This is a genomic window from Streptomyces sp. 6-11-2 (assembly GCF_006540305.1).
Classification (GTDB): domain Bacteria; phylum Actinomycetota; class Actinomycetes; order Streptomycetales; family Streptomycetaceae; genus Streptomyces.
In genome coordinates, this window is the sequence record NZ_BJOR01000001.1 from 5,331,920 (window position 1) to 5,355,570 (window position 23,651).

Below are 23,651 nucleotides of genomic sequence, written 5' to 3' on the forward strand. Positions count from 1 at the left end.
CCATGGATCTCGAGACGTTCCGCAAGCTCGCCACCGACCGCCGCGTCATCCCGGTCACCCGCAAGCTCCTCGCCGACGGCGACACCCCGGTCGGGCTCTACCGCAAGCTCGCCGCCGAGCGCCCCGGCACCTTCCTGCTGGAGTCCGCGGAGAACGGCAGTACGGCGTACACCTGGTCCCGGTACTCCTTCGTGGGCGTCCGCAGCGACGCCACCCTCACCGAGCGCGGCGGCCAGGCCCACTGGCTCGGCGCCCCGCCCGTCGGCGTCCCCGCCGAGGGCGACCCGCTCGCGGCCCTGCGCACCACCGTCGAGACCCTGCACACCCCCCGCGACCTGGCCCACGACCTGGGCCTGCCGCCCTTCACCGGAGGCATGGTCGGTTACCTCGGCTACGACATCGTGCGCCGCCTGGAGAAGATCGGCCCCGGCGAGCGCGACGACCTGCGGCTGCCCGAGCTGACCATGCTGCTCACCTCCGATCTCGCGGTCCTCGACCACTGGGACGGCACGGTCCTGCTGATCGCCAACGCGATCAACCACAACGACCTGGACACCGGCGTCGACGAGGCGTACGCCGACGCCGTGGCACGCCTGGACGCCATGGAGGCGGACCTGTCCCGCCCGGTCGTCCAGCCGCCCGCCGCGCTGCCGCCCTCCGAACTGCCCGAGTACACCGCGCTGTGGGGCGGCGAGGACTTCCAGGCGGCCGTGGAGGACGTCAAGGAGCGCATCCGCGCGGGCGAGGCCTTCCAGGTCGTCCCCTCCCAGCGCTTCGAAACGCCGTGCACGGCGAGCGCACTGGACGTCTACCGGGTGCTCAGGGCCACCAACCCCTCGCCGTACATGTACCTGTTCCGGTTCCCCTGCGGGGATGGAGACGCCTTCGACGTCGTCGGGTCCAGCCCGGAAGCCCTGGTGAAGGTCGAGGACGGGCGGGCCATGGTCCACCCCATCGCCGGCACCCGGCCGCGCGGCGCCACCCCGCAGCAGGACCAGGCCCTCGCCGAGGAACTGCTCGCCGACCCCAAGGAACGCGCCGAGCACCTGATGCTCGTCGACCTCGGGCGCAACGACCTGGGCCGGGTCTGCGAGCCGGGCTCCGTCGAGGTCGTCGACTTCATGTCCGTCGAGCGGTACTCGCACGTCATGCACATCGTCTCCACCGTGACCGGACGGGTCGCGGCGGGCCGCACCGCCTTCGACGTGCTGACCGCCTGCTTCCCGGCCGGCACCCTCTCGGGCGCGCCGAAGCCGCGGGCCATGCAGATCATCGACGAACTCGAGCCGTCCCGGCGGGGGTTGTACGGCGGCTGCGTGGGCTACCTGGACTTCGCCGGCGACTCCGACACCGCCATCGCCATCCGCACCGCACTGCTGCGCGACGGCACCGCCTACGTCCAGGCGGGCGCCGGCATCGTCGCCGACTCCGACCCGGTGGCCGAGGACACCGAGTGCCGCAACAAGGCGGCGGCCGTGCTGCGGGCGGTGCACACCGCGAACCGGCTGGGACGGTAGGGCGTTTCTCACGTCCGGCACATGAACCCCGGATGACACGGCGCCCGCGGTCCGAGCGATAGTGGAGTACGTGACTGCCCTACCTCACCCCCGTTCCGAAGCCGCCGCACCCGCCCGGTCCGGCCGCCGCAGCCTCGCCGTCGCCCTGCTGTGCGGCGCGCTCGGCGCGGCCGTGGCGCTGCTCGCCACCCGGCAGCGATGGGCGGAGGGCACCGCGACGGTGGCCGGCGGCGCCTTCCCGCTGACCGCCAGGGGCAGCGAGGTCACGGGCGTGCCCGCGGCGCTGGCCATAGTGGGCCTGGCCGCGCTCGTCGCCGTCTTCGCCGTCCGCCGCTCCGGCCGCGTCCTGGTCGCCGTGCTGCTCGCGCTCTCCGGCGCGGGCACGGTCGCCGCCGCCCTGCTCGGCGCCGACGACGGCGGCGCCCTCGACGAGAAGGCCGCCCAGGTCTCCGGCGACACCGCCGCGACCGCCGCCGCGCTCAGCCACACCGGCTGGCCCTACGTCGCGGCCGTCGGCGGGGCGCTGCTGCTCCTGGCCGGCCTGCTCGCTCTGCGCTACGGCCGCCTGTGGCCGGCCATGTCCGGCCGCTACGAACGCTCCGGCGCCCCCCGCACCCGCGCGACCCGCCCGGTCGACCCCGACCGCCCCGAGGACCTGTGGAAGGCCCTCGACCGGGGCGAGGACCCGACCGGCTCCGGACCCGCCTGACCGCCGCCCGGCCGGGGCGCGCTTCGCGCCGTGCCCGGACGGCGGTCGCGAGGAGCCACCCCCGCTCACGTCGGGTGCACGGGTACGGGACAATGGAGCCGAGCGTCCGGCTCAGACAAGAACACAGCAACGAGGAGCAAGTCATGGCGGGCAGCAGCCACGGTCACACCCCGGCCGCCTGGACCGGTGTCATCATCGCCTTCATCGGTTTCTGCGTCGCGGGCGCCTTCATGGTGATGGCCCAGCCGGTCGGCTTCTGGGCCGGCATGGGGATCGTGCTGGCCGGCGGCGTCGTCGGCGGCATCATGCGCATGATGGGCCTCGGCCAGAAGAACGAGCACCCGGTGCACCAGGTCGGCCCGCGCGAGCCGGCCCGCGCCGAGAGCTGAGGCCCGCACGGGGCGGACCCGTACCACTCGACAGCCCAGGGGGCGGCCCGGTGCCGCCCCTCGCGCGTGTGTGACCGGTCCGGGGCAGAATGCGAGGCGTGAATCCCGACAGCCGGAGGGTGACGCACGGCCGGACGCCCATACCCCGCCCGCGGCGCACCCAGGTCGCCACCGCCGTTTCCCCGCACGCCACGGCCGTGCTCAGGCGGCTCGCGGTCCCGGCCGGGGTCCTGACCGCCGTCGTCGGCGCCTTCGCCTACGTCGGGGCCGTGGACCCCAACCAGCCCGGCCACTACCCGGTCTGCCCCCTGCTGCGCTACGCCGGTCTCTACTGCCCCGGCTGCGGCGGGCTGCGCAGCGCCCACGCCTTCGTCCACGGCGACTTCGTGACGGCCCTGCACGACAACGCCCTGGCCGCCGTGGGCTATCCGGTCTTCGCCGTGGTGTGGACGCTGTGGGTCCTGCGCGCCGTGCGCGGGCGGCCGCCGCGCCTCGTACTCGGGACGGCGCACCTGTGGAGCCTCGGCGCCCTGCTGCTGGTGTTCACCGTTGTCCGGAACCTGCCGTTCGGTGGCTGGCTCCATCCTTGATCGGGCCCGGTATGTCCAGGTAGTGGGACCGCCGTCCACCGGATGCGAGGTCGGCGCCCGCCTCCGGATACCATCGCAGTAACCACCGGTTCCACCCGCCTGATCGGTTCGCGGCGGACCGCCGGAGGCCGTTCGACCCGCTGGAACAGTCCACCGTCTGGAAGGGGGCCGCTCGCGTGAGTGTGCTCGACGAGATCATCGACGGAGTCCGTGCCGACCTTTCGGAGCGGCAGGCGCGCGTCAGCCTCGACGAGCTCAAGGAGCGCGCGGCGAAGGCACCCGCGGCCAAGGACGGGGCCGCCGCGCTGCGCGGCGACGGCGTCAAGGTGATCTGCGAGGTCAAGCGCTCCAGCCCGTCCAAGGGCGCACTGGCCGCGATCGCCGACCCGGCCGGGCTCGCCGCGGACTACGAGGCGGGCGGCGCCTCCGTCATCTCGGTGCTGACCGAGCAGCGCCGCTTCGGCGGCTCGCTGGCCGACCTGGAGGCGGTCCGCGCGCGCGTGGACATCCCGGTCCTGCGCAAGGACTTCATCGTCACCTCGTACCAGCTGTGGGAGGCCCGGGCCTACGGCGCCGACCTCGCCCTGCTGATCGTCGCCGCCCTGGACCAGCCGGCCCTGGAGTCGCTGATCGAGCGCGCGGTGTCCATCGGACTCACCCCGCTCGTCGAGGTCCACGACGAGGAGGAGGTCGAGCGCGCGGTGGACGCGGGCGCCAAGGTGATCGGCGTCAACGCGCGCAACCTGAAGACGCTCGAGGTCGACCGCGACACCTTCGAGCGGGTGGCCCCGGAGATCCCGGACGGTCTCGTCAAGATCGCCGAGTCCGGCGTGCGCGGCCCGCACGACCTCATCGCCTACGCCAACGCCGGCGCCGACGCGGTCCTGGTCGGCGAGTCCCTCGTCACCGGCCGCGACCCGAAGACGGCGGTCGCCGACCTGGTGGCGGCCGGGGCGCACCCGGCGCTGCGGCACGGGCGGAGCTGAGCGAGCCGCTCACCCGAGTGGCCGTACGCCGGTAGAGTGTGCCCCGATGACCCTCCCGATCGCCGAACCCTTCCGGGACCCGTACGCCCGCCTCGCGCGCGGCTGCCGGCCCCGTGGCTGCCGCGCGCCCGCACGCCGTGTGCACGGCCGCAGGGTGCGGTACGTCATCGGTGACGAACCGGGCCAGGTCAACGGCATGCGATGGCGTCGCCCGCGTGCGCGCCACCAGCGGTGAGCTGAGCCGCGTCGTCCGGCCCCGGGCCGGTCGCCCCGTCTCCGCCGCTCCCGGCCCGTGCCGCCGTACCGCGACCGCGGTCCGCCCGCCGGCCGAGTGGCCCGCCCGCTGACGCCCGTGCCCGCACACCCGGAGCACGGCACGCGCACGCGACCACCGTGACCCTCAGACCCACCGATCCCGGGGCAGACGCCCCTGTGAGGTATCCGCATGCCCAGCGAGTTCTTCATTCCCGACCCGGAGGGCCAGGTGCCGAGCGCCGAGGGCTACTTCGGCGCGTTCGGCGGCAAGTTCATCCCGGAGGCGCTCGTCGCCGCCGTGGACGAGGTCGCCGTCGAGTACGACAAGGCCAAGGCCGACCCCGAGTTCGCCCGCGAGCTCGACGACCTGCTCGCCCACTACACCGGCCGCCCCAGCGCCCTCACCGAGGTGCCCCGTTTCGCCGAGCACGCCGGCGGCGCCCGCGTGTTCCTCAAGCGCGAGGACCTCAACCACACCGGCTCCCACAAGATCAACAACGTGCTCGGCCAGGCCCTGCTCACCAAGCGGATGGGCAAGACCCGGGTGATCGCCGAGACCGGCGCAGGACAGCACGGCGTCGCCACCGCCACCGCCTGCGCGCTCTTCGGTCTCCAGTGCACGATCTACATGGGTGAGATCGACACGGAGCGGCAGGCCCTGAACGTGGCCCGGATGCGCATGCTCGGCGCCGAGGTCGTCGCCGTGAAGTCCGGCAGCCGCACCCTGAAGGACGCCATCAACGAGGCGTTCCGCGACTGGGTCGCCAACGTCGACCACACCCACTACCTGTTCGGGACGGTCGCAGGACCGCACCCCTTCCCGGCCATGGTCCGCGACTTCCACCGGGTCATCGGCGTCGAGGCGCGCCGCCAGCTGCTGGAGCGCGCCGGGCGCCTGCCCGACGCGGCCGTCGCCTGTGTCGGCGGCGGTTCCAACGCCATCGGCCTCTTCCACGCCTTCATCCCGGACACCGGCGTCCGCCTCATCGGGTGCGAGCCCGCCGGGCACGGCATCGAGAGCGGCGAGCACGCGGCCACCCTGACCGCGGGCGAGCCCGGCATCCTGCACGGCTCCCGCTCCTACGTCCTCCAGGACGACGAGGGCCAGATCACCGAGCCGTACTCCATCTCCGCCGGCCTCGACTACCCGGGCATCGGCCCCGAGCACTCCTACCTCAAGGACTCCGGCCGCGGCGAGTACCGCGCGATCACCGACGACGCGGCCATGCAGGCGCTGCGCCTGCTGTCGCGGACCGAGGGCATCATCCCGGCGATCGAGAGCGCGCACGCGCTGGCCGGCGCCCTGGAAGTGGGCCGGGAACTGGGCGAGGACGGATTGATCGTGGTCAACCTCTCCGGCCGCGGCGACAAGGACATGGACACCGCCGCCCGCTACTTCGGCCTGTACGACACCGACGCCGAGGTGGCCGCCGACGAAGCCGACACCGCCGAGATCGAGGGGGACGCCAAGTGAGCGGGACTGCATCGACCGGTGGACAGGGCCGGCTGCTGGCCGACACCCTGGCCGCCGCCAAGGCGGAGGGCCGGTCCGCTCTCATCGCCTACCTGCCGGCCGGGTTCCCGACCGTGGACGGCGGCATCGAGGCGATCAAGGCCGTATTCGACGGCGGCGCCGACGTCGTCGAGGTCGGGCTGCCGCACAGCGACCCGGTCCTGGACGGTCCGGTCATCCAGACCGCGGACGACATCGCGCTGCGCGGCGGCGTCAGGATCGCGGACGTGATGCGGACGGTGAAGGAGGCCCACGCGGCCACCGGCAAGCCGGTGCTCGTCATGACGTACTGGAACCCGGTCGACCGCTACGGCGTCGAGCGGTTCACCGCGGAGCTCGCCGAGGCGGGCGGCGCCGGCTGCATCCTGCCGGACCTGCCGGTCCAGGAGTCGGCCCTGTGGCGGGAGCACGCCGAGAAGCACGGCCTGGCGACGGTGTTCGTCGTCGCGCCCAGCAGCAGGGACGAGCGGCTCGCCGAGATCACCGCGGCCGGCTCCGGATTCGTCTACGCCGCCTCCCTGATGGGTGTCACCGGCACCCGTGAGTCGGTGGGCACGCAGGCCCAGGACCTGGTGGAACGCACCCGGGCCACCGGTAGCGGCCTGCCCGTCTGCGTCGGCCTCGGCGTCTCCAACCGTGCCCAGGCGGCCGAGGTCGCCGGCTTCGCCGACGGCGTGATCGTCGGTTCGGCCTTCGTCAAGCGGATGCTGCAGGCCCCGGACCCGGCGGCCGGCCTCGAGGCCGTCCGCGCCCTCGCGGGCGAGCTGGCGAGCGGGGTGCGCGGGCAGGCCTGACGGCGGGCCGCGGCACATCCTGCGATCGCCCGAACGGGTGGTCCTGGCACCGGGGAGGCGCAATGCGCCTCCCCGGTTCGTTCAGGGGGTGTGAGCGAGAAGAACCATCAGGGAAAGCGCATCGCCCGGCAGCGGCTGGCGGCCGAGCGCGAGAAGCAGAAGACCGCGGAGAGGCGACGGCGCACGCTGATCGTGGCCGCGACCGTCGTGTGCGTTCTGGGCCTGGCGGCGGTGATCGGAGTGGTGGCCGCCAACTCCGGCAAGCACAAGAGCAGCAGCGCGGGCCCGGTCGTGGCGCCCTCCGGCGCGCGGGGCAAGGACAGCCTGGCGATCCCCGTCGGCCGGGACGGAGCCAAGTCGACGCTCACCGTGTGGGAGGACTTCCGCTGCCCGGCCTGCCAGGCCTTCGAGACGATGTACCGGCCGACGGTCCACGAGCTGGCCGACGCCGGCAAGCTCAAAGTGGAATACCACCTGGTCAGACTGATCGACGGCAACCTCGGGGGCACCGGCTCCCTGCGCTCGGCCAACGCGGCGGCCTGCGCGCAGGACGCCGGCAAGTTCCCCGCCTACCACGACGTGCTCTACCGGAACCAGCCCAAGGAGTCCGACGACGCCTTCGCCGACAACGGCAAGCTCATCCAGCTCGCGGGCAAGGTGAGCGGCCTGAACACCCCGGCCTTCGACAAGTGCGTCCGGAACGGCACGCACGACAGCTGGGTCGACAAGTCCAACCAGGCCTTCCAGGCCGGCGGCTTCTCGGGCACCCCGACCGTCCTGCTGAACGGGAAGAACATCCTCCAGGACCAGACGATGACCCCGGCGAAGCTGAAGCAGATGGTGGAGGCGGCCGACCGCAAATGAGTGAGGCACGAGCCGCCCGTTATGGACCCGTAGCCCGGCTGCTTGCCTTGGCCCCGCTCCGGCTGCGGTAGCGTCGACCCTGCCATGGAACTTGCCTACATCCCCAGCCCGTCGCGCGGTGTGCTGTACCTCGGTCCCATTCCGCTGCGCGGCTATGCCTTCAGCATCCTCGTCGGTCTCTTCGTCGCCCTCTGGATCGTCGACCGCCGGTGGGTCGCGCGTGGCGGTAAGAAGGGCACCGCCTGGGACATCGCCGTCTGGGCCGTCCCGTTCGGCCTGCTGGGCGGTCGCCTGTACCACGTGATCACCGACTATGAACTCTATTTCGGTGAAGGCCGGAACTGGGTCAACGCCTTCAAGATCTGGGAAGGCGGACTCGGTATCTGGGGAGCCGTCGCGCTGGGCGCGCTCGGTGCCTGGATCGGCTGCCGGCGCCGGGGTATCGCGCTGCCGCCGTATGCCGACGCCGTGGCTCCCGGCCTGGCGATCGCGCAGGCGTTCGGGCGCTGGGGCAACTGGTTCAACCAGGAGCTGTACGGGCGGGAGACGGACCTTCCGTGGGCCCTGCACATCACGTCCTCGGCGGACGGCCGGGTGCCGGGGTACTACCACCCGACGTTCCTGTACGAGTCGCTGTGGTGCGTCGGCGTCGCGCTGCTGGTGTTCTGGGCGGACCGCCGGTTCAAGATGGGGCACGGAAGGGCGTTCGCCCTGTACGTCGCCGCGTACTGCGCGGGCCGGTTCTGGATCGAGTACATGCGGGTCGACGAGGCCCACCACATCCTGGGCCTGCGGCTGAACAACTGGACCGCGTTGATCGTCTTCATCGCGGCCGTGGTCTACATGGTCCTCTCGGCCCGGCTTCGGCCCGGCCGGGAAGAGACCGTCGAGCCGGACGCCTCGGACGCCACGGACGGCGGCACGCAGGACGCGGAAGAGGGCGCAGGCGCGGAGGGTCCCGTCGTACTGGACAAGGACGCTCCGGAGACCGCGGGCAAGGAAACGTCCACGTCCGGTCAGGACGCAGTGGCTGATGAGGCTCCAGTGATGTCAGGGGAGAAGCAGCAGAAGCCCCGCTCGTAGCGGAGCCGGTCTGCCGAACTCACGGGGCGTGACCGCCGGGCCGAATGGTGTTCTGGCCCTGTGGTTCCCGGTCGGCCTGCTGCCCGGCACCGTGTTCGAGGTGCTCCGGCGCCGCGCCGCACCCGATCGGGGGACAGCCGGTCACGACGGACGAGGGGTTTCCCGCTTCCGGTCCGACGACTGACCCTGACGCCCCTCGAAAGCCGCATGTGGACAGGGCGCCCCCGGATCACGGGGGCGCCCTCGTCGTGTCAGCACCGCCGGGCCAGCGCGAGGGTGCGCCGGGCCGCCGCCACCACCGCCGCGTCGATGAAGCGGCCGTCGGGGAGGGCCTGCGCGCCCTGGTCCGCGGTGGCCGCCTTGATGACCGTCTCGGCCTCCTCGAGCTCCCGGTCGGTCGGCAGATAGGCGCGCTCGATGATCGGGAGCTGGCGCGGATGGATGGCGGCGCGGCCGAGGAAGCCCAGGGCGCGACCGTGCGCGCAGGAGGCCGCCAGGCCCTCCAGGTCCCGGATGTCGGGGTGGACGGACTGCGGCGGCGGGGCGAGGCCGGCCGCGCGGGCGGCCACGACGACCCGGGCGCGGCACCAGTCCAGACCGGAGTCCTGCCGTACGCCCAGGTCGGCGCGGAGGTCGGCCTCGCCGATCGAGACGCCGCGCAGCGAGGGATGCGCGGAGGCGATGGCGTAGGCGCGCTCGATGGCCAGCGCGGTCTCCAGGAGGGCGTACAGCGGGGGCCCCGAACCGTCCGCCGGCGGCGGGCCCTGTACGGCCTCCGTCCGCGCCGCGACCCGGGCGACCTGCCCGGCGCACGTCACCTTCGGCAGCCGCAGCCCGGCCAGACCCGGCCGGGGAGCCACCGCCGCCAGGTCCGCGGCGGCCAGCGGCCCGTCGACCGCGTTGATCCGCACGTGCACCGGGACCGGCGGCGGCTCGGTCAGCAACTCGGCGGTGGCCGCGCGGGCGTACTCCTTGCGGTCCGGGGCTACCGCGTCCTCCAGGTCGACGACCACCACGTCCGCGCCGGAGGCCAGGGCCTTGGCCACGACGTGCGGTCGGTCACCGGGGGCGTACAGCCAGGTGAGCGGGCAGAAGGCGGTTGCCGTCACAGGGCGCCCTCCGCACGCAGCGCGGCCAGTTCCTCCGGGGTGAGGCCGAGTTCGGTCAGGACCGCGTCCGTGTCGGCGCCGTGCGGGCGGCCCGCCCAGCGGATCGCGCCCGGGGTGGCGGAGAGCCGGAAGAGGACGTTCTGCATGCGCATCCGGCCGAGTTCCGGATCGTGCAGCGTGGTCAGGGTGCCGAGGGCCCGGTACTGCGGGTCGGCCATCACGTCCCGTACGTCCTGGATCGGCGCGATCGCCGCCTGGGCCTTCTCGAAGGCGGCCAGGACCTCGGTGCGGGTGTGCTGGGCGATCCAGCCGCCCACCGCCTCGTCGAGCACGTCGGCGTGCGCGGCCCGCTCCGCGCCGGTCGCGAACCAGGGCTCGTCGATCAGCTCGGGGCGGCCCACCAGCCGCATCACGCGTTCCGCGACCGACTGCGCCGAGGTGGAGACCGCCACCCAGGTGCCGTCACGGGTGCGGTAGGTGTTGCGCGGGGCGTTGTTCCGGGTGCGGTTGCCGGTGCGGGGCTGGACGTAGCCGAGCTGGTCGTACCACAGGGGCTGCGGGCCGAGGACGGTCAGGATCGGCTCGATGATCGCCATGTCCACGATCTGGCCGGCCCCGGTGCGCTCCCGCGCCGCGAGCGCGGTCATCACCGCGTACGCCGTGGCCAGGCCCGCGATCGAGTCGGCGAGCCCGAACGGCGGGAGCGTCGGCGGCGCGTCCGGCTCGCCGGTGATCGCGGCGAACCCGCTCAGTGCCTCCGCCAGGGTGCCGAACCCGGGCCGGGAGGCGTGCGGGCCGAACTGCCCGAACCCGGTCACCCGGGCCAGCACCAGGCGCGGATTGGCCGCCGACAGCTCCGGCCAGCCGAGCTCCCACTTCTCCAGGGTGCCGGGCCGGAAGTTCTCCACGATCACGTCGGCGGTGGCGGCCAGCCGCAGCAGGGTGCGGCGGCCACCGGGTTTCGACAGGTCCAGCGTGATGGTGTGCTTGTTCCGGCCGAGCAGTTTCCACCACAGGCCGACCCCGTCCTTCGACGGTCCGTGGCCCCGGGACGGGTCCGGCTTGACCGGGTGCTCCACCTTGATCACCTCGGCGCCGAAGTCACCGAGCATGGTGGCGGCGATGGGTCCGGCGAAGAGGGTGGCGAGGTCGAGCACGCGCAGACCGGCGAGCGGCCCGGAGGCGTCGGGCGCGGCGTCGTGGGACGCGGTCATGAGGCGGGCCGGTCGATGTCGCTCATGGGGCGGGACGCCTCCAGGTGCGTGAGGTGGGCCAGGGTGTCGAAGCCGGTGCCGTCGAAGTCGCCCACCGATGTGGCCAGCCGGTTCTTGAGCGGCGCCGTCCAGCGGTCGGGCAGCGCGTTCGGGGAACCGGCGAGGAGGGCCGCGACACCGCCGGCCGTGGCACCGTTCGAGTCGGTGTCCCAGCCGCCGGAGACGGCGCGACAGACGGAGCCGGTGAAGTCGCCGTCGGCGTGGGTCAGGGCGGCGGCGATCAGCGCGGTGTTGGGGACGGCGTGCACCCAGTGGCAGTCGGCGTGGGTGGCGTGGAGTTCGTCCACGACCGTGTCGAAGTCCTCATGGGTTTGCGCGAGTTGGACGCCGTGGCGCACGGCGCGGGCGAGCCGGGAGGCGGGCGGCACGACGGTCAGGCCGGTGGCCAGGCAGGTGTGGACGTCGTGGGTTCCGGCCGCCGCGGAGGCGATGACGGCGGCGGCGAACATCGCGGCGTAGACGCCGTTCGCGGTGTGGGTGAGGGTGGCGTCGCGGTGGGCCTGCGCGGCCGCGGCCGCCGGGTCGCCGGTGTTGGTCCAGCCGTGCATGTCGGCGCGGATCAGAGCGCCGGTCCACTCGCGGAAGGGGTTGCGGTGCCGGGCGGTCAGCGGGGGTTCGATGCCGAGCAGCAGATTGCGGTAGGCGACGCGTTCGGCGGTGAAGGTGCGGCCCGCGGGGAGTTCGTCCAGCCAGAGGCGGGCGGTGTCGGTGGTCGTGAACCGCTTCCCGTGGCGTTGCAGCAGGAGGAGGTTGAGCAGAGGGTAGTTGAGGTCGTCGTCCTCGGGCATGCCGTCGATGTTCTCGGCCAGGGAACGGGCCGCCGAGCGGCGGTTCCAGGGGTACGCGGCGGCCAGGTCCCCTGGTACGCCCTTGCCCGTGAACCAGGTGCTCAGTGGCCAGTTGCCGGTGGCCCGGGCGAGTTGACGGATGCCGGTGAGGGGCAGCTTCTCCACGGGTTTGCCCAGCAGGCAGCCGGCGGCCCGGCCGAGCCAGGCGGCCTCCAGGCGCTCGGCGGTCCCCGAGGGCGCGGGGGCGCCCGGCTGCCCGGGCCAGGCCGGGCACAGGGCCTTGATCGCGGCCAGGTCCGTCGGTTCCGCGTCCGCCAGCAGGCTGGGCAGTTCGGCCAGTTCGTCCAGGAGGTCCTCCGCCAGGAGGCGCAGGTAGCGGGAGGCGCGACCGGGGGACGCGCCCGCGCGGGCCGGCGCCTCGGGTCCGCCCGCCGCGCGCCAGCGGGCGGCGATCGCCGACGGTTCGCGGCCGTCCTGCACCGCCTGGCGCAGCTCGTGGCCGAGCAGGTCCTCCGGCTGGACCCAGGTCACTCGGAGCATTCCGGGCCTCCCATTCCGGCGAACGCCCGCTCGTGGGCGCGCCGCCGCCGTACGTCCTTCTCGAAGACCTCCCGGGTCACCCCGGCCAGCGTGCGGGCCGGTTCCCACAGGTCCAGGCGGCTGGCCTCGGCCACCTTCTTCGCCCAGTCCTCCGGGACGGGCGAGCCCAGCGCCCCCGCCAGCGCCCCGGCCATCGTCGCGATGGAGTCGCAGTCGCGGCCGTAGTTCACCGAGCCGAGAACGGCCTGCCGGAAGTCGCCGCGCGCCACGGTCAACATGCCGAGCGCGATGGGCAGTTCCTCGATCGCGTGCAGTCGGGAGGGGCGGCGGGCGCCCAGGGACGGGTTCCGGTAGTCCGGCCCGACCGTGTCGTACGGCGCCACCGCCTCCCGCAGCGGGCCCAGCGCCGACTCGAAGTCCGTGCCGCAGCGGGCCACTTCGCAGACCCGCTCGATCGCGGCGCGGGTGCCGTCCTTCGCCAGCGACAGGCACGCCGTCACCACCGAGTCCGGGCTCGCCCCCGGCGCGCACGCCGCCGCCACCCCGGCCGCCAGGACGGCCGCCGCCTCCCTGCCGTAGGACGACTGGTGGGCGCCCGCGATGTCCAGGGCCTCGGCGTAAGCGGCCGCCGGATTGGCCGCGTTGACCAGGCCCACCGGCGCCATGTACATCGCGGCACCGCAGTTGACGATGTTTCCGGTGCCGGCCTCGCGCGGGTCGACGTGGCCGTAGTGCAGCCGTGCCACGAGCCACTTCTCCGCCAGGAAGACCCGGTGCAGCGGCAGCGCCTCCGCCTGGAGTTCCGGGATCCAGCGCGGGTTCGTCATCAGGTCGGGCACCAGGTGGTCGGCGATCGCGTAGGCGTCGAGGTGGTCGCGGACGTGTGCGTACACCCGCACCAGGGCGTGCGTCATCAAGGTGTCGTCGGTGACGTGGCCGTCGCCCTTGTGGTACGGGGCGATGGGGCGGGCGGTGCGCCACCGCTCGCCGTGCCAGGGGCCGACGACGCCGTGCACGCGGCCGCCGTGGCGCTCGAGGATCTGGTCGGGGGAGTAGCCCTCGACGGGGCCGCCGAGCGCGTCGCCCACGGCCGCTCCCACGAGCGCGCCGGCGATCCGCTCCTCCAGGTCCGCGTCCCGGACCACGCCTCGGCTCTGTTCTCCTTTGGGCGTCATGCCCGGAATCATCCTCCTGGAGGGGCCGGTTGTGCGGCTTCCAGGAGTTCGGCGAGTTCCACGAGGTCGGTGCCGGTGAGGCGGGGCAGCACGCAGCCGGACAGGGTGCGGCAGGTCTCCCGCCAGGACGCCGGGATCGCCGCGCCGCCGCCCAGCGCGCCGGTCAGCGCGCCCGCCAGGGCCGGGGCGGAGTCGGCGACCCGGGACAGGCAGGCTGCCGCCGGCAGCGCCTCGGCGATCCGGCCGTCCGCCGCCGTGGCCAGGGCGAGGGCGACCGGAACCGTCTCGGCGGCGGCGACGCCGTAGCTGTAGACGTGGTCGACGATCCGGTGCTCAAGGAGCGGGACGAGCGCGAACGCGCCCTCGGTGTCCCGGGCCAGGCGCAGCGCGTGCCGGGCGTTGCGGCCGATCTCCGTCCGCTCGGGCAGTTCGGCCAGCGCCGCGGTGACGCACGCCCCGACGTCCGCGCCCGCCAGCGCCTCGGCGAGTGCCGCCGCCATCGCGCGGGCTCCGTGGACGCCGTCGCCGTCCTGGGTGTACCGGGCGTCGAACTCGGCCAGTTCGGCGGCGCACCGGGGGTCGCCCGGGTGGGCCGTGGCCAGCACACAGGCCCGTACGCAGGCGGCGTCGTCGAAGTAGTGCGGGTTGTCGTGTCCGCTGGCGGGCGGGCGCAGTCCGGTCGCCAGGTTGCCGAGCCCCGCCCGGACGGAGATACGGGCGCGCAGCGGAAGCACCGCCGACTCGACCTCGGGGGCGCGTTCGGCCGCCGCCGCGACCTCGCCGGCGACGGCGTTCCAGGTCAGGTCGATCGCGGCCCGGATACGCCGCTCCCGGCCGAGGTCGCCGAGCGCCCCGTCGTCCCCCGCCCGCAGCAGGGCCTCCGCGGCGAACACCGCCCACTCGGCGTCGTCGGAGGGGCCGAGGCGCAGCGGCTCCGGAGGCTGGTTGAGCGCGATGGGCACGGGCAGCGTCGTCGTCGCGTTCAGCTCGGCGAACGTGTCCAGCTCCCGGGTGAGCCGCCGGGTCCACTCCGGCATCCGAGCGGCCCGATGCCGCGCGGCGGGCCACCCGGCGGCGTCCCCGGCGGCCAGCCCCAGCAACAGCCCCTCGACCCGCCGCGTCACGGCTGCGCCTCACGTTCGGCGGGCGCGTGACTGTGCCGGGCGTGCGGGCTTGCCGTCACCGGCTGGTGGCTGTTCCGGGCCGGGTGATCGGCCGTCGGCTCGTCGGTCCGGCGGCTCATGGTTGCGTCTCGCCTTCGTCGCTGGTGGGTGCGTGGCCGTGCCAAGCGTGCGGGCGTCGTGTCGTCGGCGGGTGGCCATTCCGGGCCGGGTGATCCGTCGTCGCTGCGGCGGGGTGACCGCACGTGGCCGGGTGCTCCGGGGCGTCCGTGGCGGGCCCCGTTCGGTGGTTCACGGCTGTGGCTCCTCTTCGCCGGCGCTGAGCGCGTACGCCGACCGGTCCGGAACGGGGAGTGCCTCACGTCGTACGGGGGCTTCGGGCCGGTGGAGGCCGGTGGAGGCGCTCACCAGCAGGTCCGCCACGTCCAGTACGTGCCGGCCCGCCATCGACGGCAGGCAGCTGCCCCGGGCGGGGCCGATGGCCGTCGCCCACTCGTCCGGAATGGCCGAGAGGCCCTGCGTCGCGCCGGCCAGCGCGCCCGCGACCGCCGCCGTGGTGTCGGCGTCGCGGCCCATGTTGACGGCGGTGAGGACCGCCTCGCGGAAGTCGCCGTCGGCGGCGGCGTACGCGCCGAAGGCGAGGGCGACCGCTTCGGGGGCCAGGTCGGTCCAGGGATAGCCGCCGATGACCACCGCGGAGCGGACCGCGCGTTCGCCGCGGTGGGCCGCGGCCGTGGCCCGGCGCAGCGAGCGGGCCGTCCAGGAGTCGTCGGGCACGACGGCGAGGGCGGCGGCCACGACCGCGACCGGCGGCGCGCCCGCCATCGCCGCCGCGACCCCGGCGGCCACCGCCCGGCCGCCGTGGATGCCCTCGCCCTCGTGACTGACCGAGCCGTCGATCGCCACCAGCCGGGCCGCCTCGGCGGGCCGCCCGGCGGCGAACACCCCGAACGGCGCCGCCCGCATGGCGAGCCCGTCGCTCCAGGCGTGCCGGTGCTGGGCGGAGATGGGGGCGGCCAGCCCCCGGCGCAGGTTCTCCAGGGTGCCCCGCTCGCTGAACCCGGCCCCGTGGAAGGGACCCTCGGCGCGGTCGGCGATGAACTCGTGCCAGGCGGCCTCCACCAGGGCGGGCGTGAGCGCATGGCCGTGCCGGGCCAGCAGCAGCCCGGAGAAGATGGCGTACTCGGTGTCGTCCGTGCCGGCCGGCCGGTCGGTGACGTAGCCGGTGATCCGGCCCCAGCGGGCGCGGATCTCGGACGGCTTCAGGTTCTCCGCGGGCGCCCCGAGCGCGTCTCCGACGGCGAGGCCGAGCAGCGCGCCGCGTGCCCGTTCACGCGAGGCGGCCGGGGCCGGCGCCGGGGTCTGCGGGGCGCGGATGGTCGATCCCATGGCGGGCTCCTCTCGGGGCGCCCGCAGGGCGGGGAGCCCTCAGCGGAACTGTCCCCGGCGTGGGGCCCGGTGCAGCCTCGGGAACCTCACCATCACCCGTACGACATCTGTGCGTCCTGCAGCACGGATGAGCGCCACGCTGTAAAACCGCAGGTTAGCCCAGCCTTCCCTTGCTGGCGGCGGCGAAATTTCCAACGTAGATTCGGTGTTGTCAAAAAATAGAACTCGTCCAAAAGTCAGCCTTACCTAAGTTCTTGCCCGGCTCTCAGGGGGACCTCGTCATGGCCATCATCGACACCGAAGCGACGCTCCACGAGGCGCACCGTGACAACCACACGCACCGCGACGTGAACGGTGGCTGGCTGCGTCCCGCGGTCTTCGGCGCGATGGACGGCCTGGTCTCCAACCTCGCCCTGATGACCGGTGTGGCCGGCGGTGCGGTGGGTCAGCAGGCCATTGTCCTCACCGGCCTCGCCGGCCTGGCCGCGGGTGCCTTCTCCATGGCGGCCGGAGAGTACACCTCCGTCGCCTCGCAGCGCGAGCTGGTCGAGGCCGAGCTGGACGTCGAGCGCCGTGAGCTGCGCAAGCACCCGGAGGACGAGGAGCGGGAGCTGGCCGCGCTCTACGTCTCGCGCGGCGTGGAACCCGGGCTCGCCGAGGAGGTGGCCCGGCAGCTGTCGAAGGACCCGGAGCAGGCCCTGGAGATACACGCCCGCGAGGAGCTGGGCGTCGACCCGGGCGACCTGCCCTCCCCGCTGGTCGCCGCGGTGTCGTCGTTCGGCTCGTTCGCGCTCGGCGCGCTTCTGCCGTTGCTGCCGTACCTGCTGGGCGCCAACGCGTTGTGGCCGGCCGTGCTGCTCGCCCTCCTGGGGCTCTTCGCCTGTGGCGCGGTGGTGGCCAAGGTGACGGCGCGGACCTGGTGGTACAGCGGTTTGCGGCAGTTCGCCCTGGGTGGTGCCGCCGCCGGTGTGACCTACGCCCTGGGCACCCTGTTCGGAACCGCCGTAGGATAGGGCGCTGGAACTTATGCGGATAGTCGTATAAGTACGCTGTTGCTTGTTTACCCGTTGGTTTCGGCCGTGTGACCACGGGGCATGAGCCGTAAGCACCCGCAGGCAATGAGGCCTGTCGCGCATGCGCAGGGCCGGGCGACTTCGTCCTCCCTGTCCCCCCGGGCCGACGGACATGGATCCGACCGATCTCGTCCGCCGCCCGCCCCACCGCTTTCACCGCAGGTCGCGGTACCCCCTGGCGACCCCCGGTGCCCGCATGCTGGAACGGAGTTTCCGATTCCCGAGAAACCCCCCATCATGTAATCTGCACGAAATTTCGCATTTCAGGCAGAGGGCCAACGTCGTCCCTCGGCACTCGCTCCCCCAGAGCCCGGAACGGCCTGGGAGGGACCCACAGCCACATGACGACGACGGGAGAGCCGATGCGTATGCCGCGCCAGCCGTCCCAGCATCCCGCGAACGACCAGAACTGGTCGTTCATGGATGCCCGCCCTGCCACGCAGGGTATGTACGACCCCCGCAACGAGCACGACGCCTGCGGCGTCGGCTTCGTGGCCACCCTCACCGGCGAGGCGAGCCATGCGCTGGTCGAACAGGCGCTCACGGTTCTGCGCAACCTGGAACACCGCGGCGCGACCGGCTCCGAGCCCGACTCCGGCGACGGCGCCGGTCTGCTCTCCCAGGTGCCCGACGCGTTCCTGCGCGAGGTGGCCGGATTCGAACTGCCCGCGGCCGGTGCCTACGCCGTCGGCATCGCCTTCCTGCCCGAGGACGGCACCGAGGACACCGTCTCGCGCATCGAGGCGATCGCGGGCGACGAGGGCCTGACCGTCCTCGGCTGGCGTGAGGTCCCGGTCGCCCCCGAGCTGCTCGGCGCCACCGCCCGCTCCACCATGCCCGCCTTCCGCCAGCTGTTCGTCACCGACCGCGTGAGCGAGGGCATCGCCCTGGACCGCAAGGCGTTCGTGCTGCGCAAGCGCGCCGAGCGCGAGGCCGGCGTCTACTTCCCGTCGCTGTCGGCCCGCACCCTCGTCTACAAGGGCATGCTCACCACCGGTCAGCTGGAACCCTTCTTCCCGGACCTGTCCGACCGCCGCTTCGCCTCGGCCATCGCGCTCGTCCACTCCCGCTTCTCCACGAACACCTTCCCGAGCTGGCCGCTCGCGCACCCGTACCGCTTCGTCGCGCACAACGGTGAGATCAACACCGTCCAGGGCAACCGCAACTGGATGCGCGCCCGGGAGTCCCGGCTGGCCTCCGGCCTGTTCGGTTCCCAGGAGACGCTGGAGCGGATCTTCCCGGTGTGCACGCCGGGCGCCTCCGACTCCGCCTCCTTCGACGAGGTCCTGGAACTGCTCCACCTCGGCGGCCGCTCGCTGCCGCACTCCGTGCTGATGATGATCCCGGAGGCGTGGGAGAACCACGACGCCATGGACCCGGCCCGGCGCGCCTTCTACGAGTACCACTCCACGATGATGGAGCCCTGGGACGGCCCGGCCTGCGTCACCTTCACCGACGGCACCCAGGTCGGCGCCGTGCTCGACCGCAACGGCCTGCGCCCCGGCCGCTACTGGGTCACCGACGACGGCCTCGTCGTCCTCGGCTCCGAGGTCGGCGTGCTCGACATCGACCCGGCCAGGGTCGTCCGCAAGGGCCGGCTCCAGCCCGGCCGCATGTTCCTCGTCGACACCGCCGAGCACCGCATCATCGAGGACGACGAGATCAAGGCGACCCTCGCCGCCGAGCAGCCCTACGCCGAGTGGGTCCAGGCCGGCGAGATCGATCTGGGCGATCTGCCCGAGCGCGAGCACATCGTGCACACCCACGCCTCGGTCACCCGCCGCCAGCAGACCTTCGGCTACACCGAGGAGGAGCTGCGCGTCCTGCTCGCGCCGATGGCCAAGACCGGCGCCGAGCCGATCGGCTCCATGGGCACCGACTCGCCGATCGCGGCCCTCTCGGAGCGCCCGCGGCTGCTCTTCGACTACTTCACCCAGCTGTTCGCGCAGGTCACCAACCCGCCGCTGGACGCGATCCGCGAGGAACTGGTCACCTCGCTGCGCAGCTCGCTCGGCCCGCAGGGCAACCTGCTCGAGCCGACCGCGGCCTCCTGCCGCAGCGTCGTCCTGCCCTTCCCGGTGATCGACAACGACGAGCTGGCCAAGCTCATCCACATCAACGCCGACGGCGACATGCCCGGCTTCAAGGCCGCGACCCTCTCCGGCCTGTACCGGGTCTCCGGCGGCGGCGAGTCGCTGGCCGCGCGCATCGAGGAGATCTGCGCCGAGGCCGACGCCGCCATCGGCAACGGCGCCCGCCTGATCGTCCTGTCCGACCGCCACTCGGACGCCGAGCACGCCCCGATCCCGTCGCTGCTGCTCACCGCGGCCGTCCACCACCATCTGATCCGCACCAAGCAGCGCACCCACGTGGGGCTGCTGGTGGAGGCCGGCGACGTCCGCGAGGTCCACCACGTCGCCCTGCTGATCGGCTACGGCGCCGCGGCCGTCAACCCCTACCTGGCGATGGAGTCCGTCGAGGACCTGGTCCGCGCGGGCACTTTCCTGCCGGGCGGCGAGCCCGAGAACGCCCTGCGCAACCTGATCCGCGCCCTCGGCAAGGGCGTGCTGAAGGTCATGTCCAAGATGGGCATCTCCACCGTCGCCTCCTACCGGGGCGCCCAGGTCTTCGAGGCCGTCGGCCTGGACGAGGCCTTCGTCGACAAGTACTTCAACGGCACCGCCACCAAGATCGGCGGCGTCGGCATCGACGTCGTGGCCAAGGAGGTCGCCGCCCGCCACGCCAAGGCCTACCCGGCCTCCGGGATCGCCCCGGCGCACCGCGCGCTGGAGATCGGCGGCGAGTACCAGTGGCGCCGCGAGGGCGAGCCGCACCTGTTCGACCCGGAGACGGTCTTCCGCCTCCAGCACTCCACGCGCTCCGGCCGCTACGACATCTTCAAGAAGTACACGGACCGGGTGAACGAGCAGTCCGAGCGCCTGATGACGCTGCGCGGAATGTTCGGCTTCGCTTCCGGCCGCGCGCCGGTCCCCGTCGAGGAGGTCGAGCCGGTCAGCGAGATCGTCAAGCGCTTCTCCACCGGCGCCATGTCGTACGGCTCCATCTCCAAGGAGGCGCACGAGACCCTCGCCATCGCCATGAACCAGCTGGGCGGCAAGTCCAACACCGGTGAGGGCGGCGAGGACGCGGACCGCCTGTACGACCCGGCCCGCCGGTCCGCCATCAAGCAGGTGGCCTCCGGCCGCTTCGGGGTGACCAGCGAGTACCTCGTCAACTCCGACGACATCCAGATCAAGATGGCCCAGGGCGCCAAGCCCGGCGAGGGCGGCCAGCTGCCCGGCCACAAGGTCTACCCGTGGGTGGCCAGGACCCGGCACTCGACCCCCGGCGTCGGCCTGATCTCCCCGCCGCCGCACCACGACATCTACTCCATCGAGGACCTGGCCCAGCTGATACACGACCTGAAGAACGCGAACCCGCGGGCGCGGATCCACGTCAAGCTGGTCTCCGAGGTCGGTGTCGGCACGGTCGCCGCGGGCGTCTCCAAGGCGCACGCGGACGTGGTCCTGATCTCCGGCCACGACGGTGGTACCGGTGCCTCCCCGCTGACCTCGCTGAAGCACGCGGGCGGCCCCTGGGAGCTGGGCCTGGCCGAGACCCAGCAGACGCTTCTCCTCAACGGACTGCGGGACCGCATCGTCGTGCAGACCGACGGTCAGCTCAAGACCGGCCGCGACGTGGTGATCGCGGCGCTGCTGGGCGCCGAGGAGTTCGGCTTCGCGACCGCTCCGCTGGTCGTGTCCGGCTGCGTCATGATGCGCGTGTGCCACCTGGACACCTGCCCGGTCGGCATCGCCACCCAGAACCCGGTGCTGCGCGAGCGGTTCTCCGGCCAGGCCGAGTACGTGGTGAACTTCTTCCGGTTCATCGCCGAGGAGGTCCGCCGGCTGCTCGCCGAACTGGGCTTCCGCTCCGTCGAGGAGGCCGTCGGCCACGCCGAGGTCCTCGATGTGACCCGGGCGGTCGACCACTGGAAGGCGCAGGGCCTGGACCTGGAGCCGCTGCTCCACGTGCCCGATCTGCCCGAGGGCGCGGTGCGCCACCAGGTGACCGCCCAGGACCACGGCCTGGAGAAGGCGCTCGACAACGAGCTGATCAAGCTCGCCGCCGACTCCCTGGCCGCGCCGGGCGCCGCCGACGCCCAGCCGGTGCGCGCCCAGGTCGCCATCCGCAACATCAACCGCACCGTCGGCACCATGCTCGGCCACGAGGTGACGAAGAAGTTCGGCGGTGCGGGACTGCCCGACGACACCATCGACATCACCTTCACCGGCTCGGCCGGCCAGTCCTTCGGCGCCTTCGTCCCGCGCGGCGTCACACTGCGCCTCGAGGGCGACGCCAACGACTACGTCGGCAAGGGTCTTTCGGGCGGCCGGATCGTGGTCCGCCCGGACCGCGCCGCCGACCACCTCGCCGAGTACAGCGTCATCGCGGGCAACACCCTCGCCTACGGCGCGACCGGCGGCGAGATGTTCCTGCGCGGCAAGACCGGTGAGCGGTTCTGCGTGCGCAACTCCGGCGCGCTGGTGGTCTCCGAGGGCGTGGGCGACCACGGCTGCGAGTACATGACCGGCGGGCGCGCGGTGGTCCTCGGCGAGACCGGCCGCAACTTCGCGGCCGGCATGTCCGGCGGCATCGCCTACGTCATCGACCTCGACCGGGACAACGTCAACCCCGGCAACGCCGACGCGGTCGGGCCGCTGGACGACTCCGACCGGCGGTGGCTGCACGACGTGGTGCGCCGGCACCAGGAGGAGACGGGCTCGACCGTCGCCGAGAAGCTGCTCGCCGAGTGGGACACCGCGGTGGAGCGCTTCAGCAAGATCATCCCCAGCACGTACAAGGCAGTGCTCGCCGCCAAGGACGCCGCCGAGCGGGCCGGTCTGTCCGAGACCGAGATCACCGAGAAGATGATGGAGGCGGCGATCCATGGCTGACCCGAAGGGCTTTCTGAACCACGGCCGTGAGGTCGCCGAGTCCCGCCCGGTCGAGGAGCGCAAGCGGGACTGGAACGAGGTCTACGTTCCCGGCTCGCTGCTGCCGATCATCAGCAAGCAGGCCGGCCGGTGCATGGACTGCGGCATCCCGTTCTGCCACAACGGCTGCCCGCTCGGGAACCTGATCCCGGAGTGGAACGACTACGCCTACCGCGGGGACTGGGCCGCCGCCTCCGAGCGGCTGCACGCGACGAACAACTTCCCCGAGTTCACGGGCCGGTTGTGCCCGGCGCCCTGCGAGTCGGCCTGTGTGCTCGGCATCAACCAGCCGCCGGTCACCATCAAGAACGTCGAGGTCTCGATCATCGACAAGGCGTGGGAGAGCGGCGACGTCGCCCCGCGGATCCCCGAGCGCCTGTCCGGCAAGACCGTCGCGGTCATCGGCTCCGGCCCGGCGGGCCTGGCCGCCGCCCAGCAGCTGACCAGGGCGGGCCACACGGTCGCCGTCTACGAGCGCGCGGACCGCGTCGGAGGCCTCCTGCGCTACGGCATCCCCGAGTTCAAGATGGAGAAGCGGCACATCAACCGCCGTATCGAGCAGATGCGCGCGGAGGGCACCCGCTTCCGTACCGGTGTCGAGATCGGCCGCGACCTGAAGGCCACCGACCTGAAGAAGCGCTACGACGCGGTCGTCGTCGCCGCCGGCTCCACCACCGCCCGCGACCTTCCCGTCCCCGGCCGTGAACTGGGGGGCGTCCACCAGGCGATGGAGTACCTGCCCCTGGCCAACAAGGTCCAGGAGGGCGACTACGTGGTGGCGCCGATCTCGGCGGAGGGCAAGCACGTCGTCGTCATCGGCGGCGGTGACACGGGCGCGGACTGCGTGGGCACCGCCCACCGCCAGGGCGCGGCCTCCGTCACCCAGTTGGAGATCATGCCCCGCCCGAACGACGAGCGGCACCCGGTCGACCAGCCCTGGCCGACCTTCCCGATCCTCTACAAGGTCACCTCGGCCCACGAGGAGGGCGGCGAGCGGATCTACTCGGCCTCCACGACCCACTTCGAGGGCGACGAGGACGGCAACGTGCAGTGGCTGCACCTGGCCGAGGTCGAGTTCGTGGACGGCAGGCCGACCCGGAAGCCGGGCAGCGAGCGCAGGATCCCGGCCCAGCTGGTCACCCTCGCGATGGGCTTCACCGGCACCGACCGGGAGAACGGCTTGGTCGACCAGTTCGGCCTGGAGCTGGACGAGCGGGGTAACATCGCCCGTGACGCGGACTTCCGGACCAATGTGCCCGGTGTCTTCGTCGCCGGTGACGCCGGCCGCGGTCAGTCCCTCATCGTGTGGGCGATCGCCGAAGGCCGCTCGGCCGCCCGCGGCGTCGACCGCCACCTCATGGGCGCCGGCGACCTGCCGGCCCCGATCCGCCCGACGGACCGCGCGCTGACGGTCTGACGGCACAACGGTGACCTGACGGTCACTCATATACGTCCCGCACAAAGGCGTGTGGAACACAGGCGGCG

Annotated in this window: 19 protein-coding genes; 13 read left to right on the forward strand and 6 right to left on the reverse strand. The window is 73.0% G+C overall.

All coding sequences use genetic code 11. From position 1 onward, the window contains the following. Nucleotides 1-2 precede the first annotated feature (2 nt). The 10 genes from TNCT6_RS23500 to lgt all read left to right on the forward strand — a co-directional run bounded on the left by TNCT6_RS23500 (nucleotide 3) and on the right by lgt (nucleotide 8,700). Complete coding sequence (locus TNCT6_RS23500; RefSeq protein ID WP_141361820.1) at nucleotides 3-1,517, forward strand: anthranilate synthase component I; 1,515 nt, start codon at nucleotides 3-5, stop codon at nucleotides 1,515-1,517. A gap of 61 nt (nucleotides 1,518-1,578) precedes the next feature. Next, nucleotides 1,579-2,226 (forward strand): TIGR02234 family membrane protein, encoded by a 648-nt coding sequence (locus TNCT6_RS23505; protein WP_141361821.1) that lies wholly within the window; start codon nucleotides 1,579-1,581, stop codon nucleotides 2,224-2,226. Between the two features lie 143 nt (nucleotides 2,227-2,369). Further along, on the forward strand, nucleotides 2,370-2,615 hold the full coding sequence (locus TNCT6_RS23510; protein WP_141361823.1) for an HGxxPAAW family protein: 246 nt from the start codon (nucleotides 2,370-2,372) through the stop codon (nucleotides 2,613-2,615). Nucleotides 2,616-2,704: 89 nt separating this feature from the next. Then, the gene (locus TNCT6_RS23515) at nucleotides 2,705-3,205 is read left to right on the forward strand and encodes a DUF2752 domain-containing protein (RefSeq protein WP_141361825.1); all 501 of its coding nucleotides are present in this window, start codon (nucleotides 2,705-2,707) and stop codon (nucleotides 3,203-3,205) included. Nucleotides 3,206-3,381: 176 nt separating this feature from the next. Further along, nucleotides 3,382-4,191: an indole-3-glycerol phosphate synthase TrpC gene (gene trpC / locus TNCT6_RS23520; RefSeq protein WP_141361827.1), complete on the forward strand. Its 810-nt coding sequence runs from the start codon at nucleotides 3,382-3,384 to the stop codon at nucleotides 4,189-4,191. A 46-nt stretch (nucleotides 4,192-4,237) separates the two neighbouring features. After that, a complete protein-coding gene (trpM, locus tag TNCT6_RS23525) occupies nucleotides 4,238-4,426 on the forward strand; it encodes a tryptophan biosynthesis modulator TrpM (RefSeq protein WP_141361829.1) in 189 nt (62 codons plus the stop codon). Between the two features lie 210 nt (nucleotides 4,427-4,636). After that, the gene (gene trpB / locus TNCT6_RS23530; protein ID WP_141361831.1) at nucleotides 4,637-5,920 is read left to right on the forward strand and encodes a tryptophan synthase subunit beta; all 1,284 of its coding nucleotides are present in this window, start codon (nucleotides 4,637-4,639) and stop codon (nucleotides 5,918-5,920) included. Then, entirely contained in the window at nucleotides 5,917-6,753 is an 837-nt protein-coding gene (gene trpA / locus TNCT6_RS23535) for a tryptophan synthase subunit alpha (protein WP_141361833.1), read from the forward strand. Before trpB ends, trpA begins: the two co-directional genes overlap by 4 nt. 90 nt (nucleotides 6,754-6,843) lie before the next feature. Beyond that, nucleotides 6,844-7,617, forward strand: a complete 774-nt coding sequence (locus tag TNCT6_RS23540) for a thioredoxin domain-containing protein (RefSeq protein WP_141361835.1) — start codon at nucleotides 6,844-6,846, stop codon at nucleotides 7,615-7,617. An 84-nt stretch (nucleotides 7,618-7,701) separates the two neighbouring features. Next, nucleotides 7,702-8,700, forward strand: coding sequence for a prolipoprotein diacylglyceryl transferase (gene lgt, locus TNCT6_RS23545; protein WP_141361837.1), 999 nt, complete (start codon nucleotides 7,702-7,704; stop codon nucleotides 8,698-8,700). Between the two features lie 251 nt (nucleotides 8,701-8,951). Here the strand turns inward: lgt and TNCT6_RS23550 are convergent, their stop codons facing one another. The 6 genes from TNCT6_RS23550 to TNCT6_RS23575 form a co-directional block, all read right to left on the reverse strand. Then, on the reverse strand, nucleotides 8,952-9,809 hold the full coding sequence (locus tag TNCT6_RS23550; RefSeq protein ID WP_141361839.1) for a CoA ester lyase: 858 nt from the start codon (nucleotides 9,807-9,809) through the stop codon (nucleotides 8,952-8,954). Continuing rightward, nucleotides 9,806-11,023, reverse strand: coding sequence for a CaiB/BaiF CoA-transferase family protein (locus TNCT6_RS23555; RefSeq protein WP_141361841.1), 1,218 nt, complete (start codon nucleotides 11,021-11,023; stop codon nucleotides 9,806-9,808). Before TNCT6_RS23555 ends, TNCT6_RS23550 begins: the two co-directional genes overlap by 4 nt. Continuing rightward, nucleotides 11,020-12,411: an ADP-ribosylglycohydrolase family protein gene (locus tag TNCT6_RS23560; RefSeq protein ID WP_141361843.1), complete on the reverse strand. Its 1,392-nt coding sequence runs from the start codon at nucleotides 12,409-12,411 to the stop codon at nucleotides 11,020-11,022. Before TNCT6_RS23560 ends, TNCT6_RS23555 begins: the two co-directional genes overlap by 4 nt. Then, nucleotides 12,399-13,586: an ADP-ribosylglycohydrolase family protein gene (locus tag TNCT6_RS23565; protein WP_141361845.1), complete on the reverse strand. Its 1,188-nt coding sequence runs from the start codon at nucleotides 13,584-13,586 to the stop codon at nucleotides 12,399-12,401. The genes TNCT6_RS23560 and TNCT6_RS23565 overlap by 13 nt, the downstream gene beginning before the upstream one ends. 8 nt (nucleotides 13,587-13,594) lie before the next feature. Further along, nucleotides 13,595-14,710, reverse strand: coding sequence for an ADP-ribosylglycohydrolase family protein (locus tag TNCT6_RS23570; protein WP_141361847.1), 1,116 nt, complete (start codon nucleotides 14,708-14,710; stop codon nucleotides 13,595-13,597). Nucleotides 14,711-14,998: 288 nt separating this feature from the next. Continuing rightward, complete coding sequence (locus tag TNCT6_RS23575) at nucleotides 14,999-16,096, reverse strand: ADP-ribosylglycohydrolase family protein (protein WP_141361849.1); 1,098 nt, start codon at nucleotides 16,094-16,096, stop codon at nucleotides 14,999-15,001. Nucleotides 16,097-16,377: 281 nt separating this feature from the next. Here TNCT6_RS23575 and TNCT6_RS23580 point away from each other — a divergent pair, with 281 nt between their 5' ends. The 3 genes from TNCT6_RS23580 to TNCT6_RS23590 all read left to right on the forward strand — a co-directional run bounded on the left by TNCT6_RS23580 (nucleotide 16,378) and on the right by TNCT6_RS23590 (nucleotide 23,583). Then, nucleotides 16,378-17,109, forward strand: a complete 732-nt coding sequence (locus tag TNCT6_RS23580) for a VIT1/CCC1 transporter family protein (RefSeq protein WP_141361851.1) — start codon at nucleotides 16,378-16,380, stop codon at nucleotides 17,107-17,109. Nucleotides 17,110-17,615: 506 nt separating this feature from the next. After that, entirely contained in the window at nucleotides 17,616-22,127 is a 4,512-nt protein-coding gene (gltB, locus tag TNCT6_RS23585; RefSeq protein WP_141366758.1) for a glutamate synthase large subunit, read from the forward strand. Next, a complete protein-coding gene (locus TNCT6_RS23590) occupies nucleotides 22,120-23,583 on the forward strand; it encodes a glutamate synthase subunit beta (RefSeq protein WP_141361853.1) in 1,464 nt (487 codons plus the stop codon). Before gltB ends, TNCT6_RS23590 begins: the two co-directional genes overlap by 8 nt. The last annotated feature ends 68 nt before the right edge of the window (nucleotides 23,584-23,651 follow it).

What these genes read in the sequence shown, in the direction of transcription:
- TNCT6_RS23500 (WP_141361820.1), top strand. Translation starts at nt 3, where the DNA reads ATGGATCTCGAGACGTTCCGCAAGCTCGCCACCGACCGCCGCGTCATC.
- TNCT6_RS23510 (WP_141361823.1), top strand. Translation starts at nt 2,370, where the DNA reads ATGGCGGGCAGCAGCCACGGTCACACCCCGGCCGCCTGGACCGGTGTC.
- TNCT6_RS23515 (WP_141361825.1), top strand. Translation starts at nt 2,705, where the DNA reads ATGCGAGGCGTGAATCCCGACAGCCGGAGGGTGACGCACGGCCGGACG.
- trpM (WP_141361829.1), top strand. Translation starts at nt 4,238, where the DNA reads ATGACCCTCCCGATCGCCGAACCCTTCCGGGACCCGTACGCCCGCCTC.
- trpB (WP_141361831.1), top strand. Translation starts at nt 4,637, where the DNA reads ATGCCCAGCGAGTTCTTCATTCCCGACCCGGAGGGCCAGGTGCCGAGC.
- lgt (WP_141361837.1), top strand. Translation starts at nt 7,702, where the DNA reads ATGGAACTTGCCTACATCCCCAGCCCGTCGCGCGGTGTGCTGTACCTC.
- TNCT6_RS23555 (WP_141361841.1), bottom strand. Translation starts at nt 11,023, where the DNA reads ATGACCGCGTCCCACGACGCCGCGCCCGACGCCTCCGGGCCGCTCGCC.
- TNCT6_RS23560 (WP_141361843.1), bottom strand. Translation starts at nt 12,411, where the DNA reads ATGCTCCGAGTGACCTGGGTCCAGCCGGAGGACCTGCTCGGCCACGAG.
- TNCT6_RS23565 (WP_141361845.1), bottom strand. Translation starts at nt 13,586, where the DNA reads ATGACGCCCAAAGGAGAACAGAGCCGAGGCGTGGTCCGGGACGCGGAC.
- TNCT6_RS23575 (WP_141361849.1), bottom strand. Translation starts at nt 16,096, where the DNA reads ATGGGATCGACCATCCGCGCCCCGCAGACCCCGGCGCCGGCCCCGGCC.
- TNCT6_RS23580 (WP_141361851.1), top strand. Translation starts at nt 16,378, where the DNA reads ATGGCCATCATCGACACCGAAGCGACGCTCCACGAGGCGCACCGTGAC.
- gltB (WP_141366758.1), top strand. Translation starts at nt 17,616, where the DNA reads ATGTACGACCCCCGCAACGAGCACGACGCCTGCGGCGTCGGCTTCGTG.
- TNCT6_RS23590 (WP_141361853.1), top strand. Translation starts at nt 22,120, where the DNA reads ATGGCTGACCCGAAGGGCTTTCTGAACCACGGCCGTGAGGTCGCCGAG.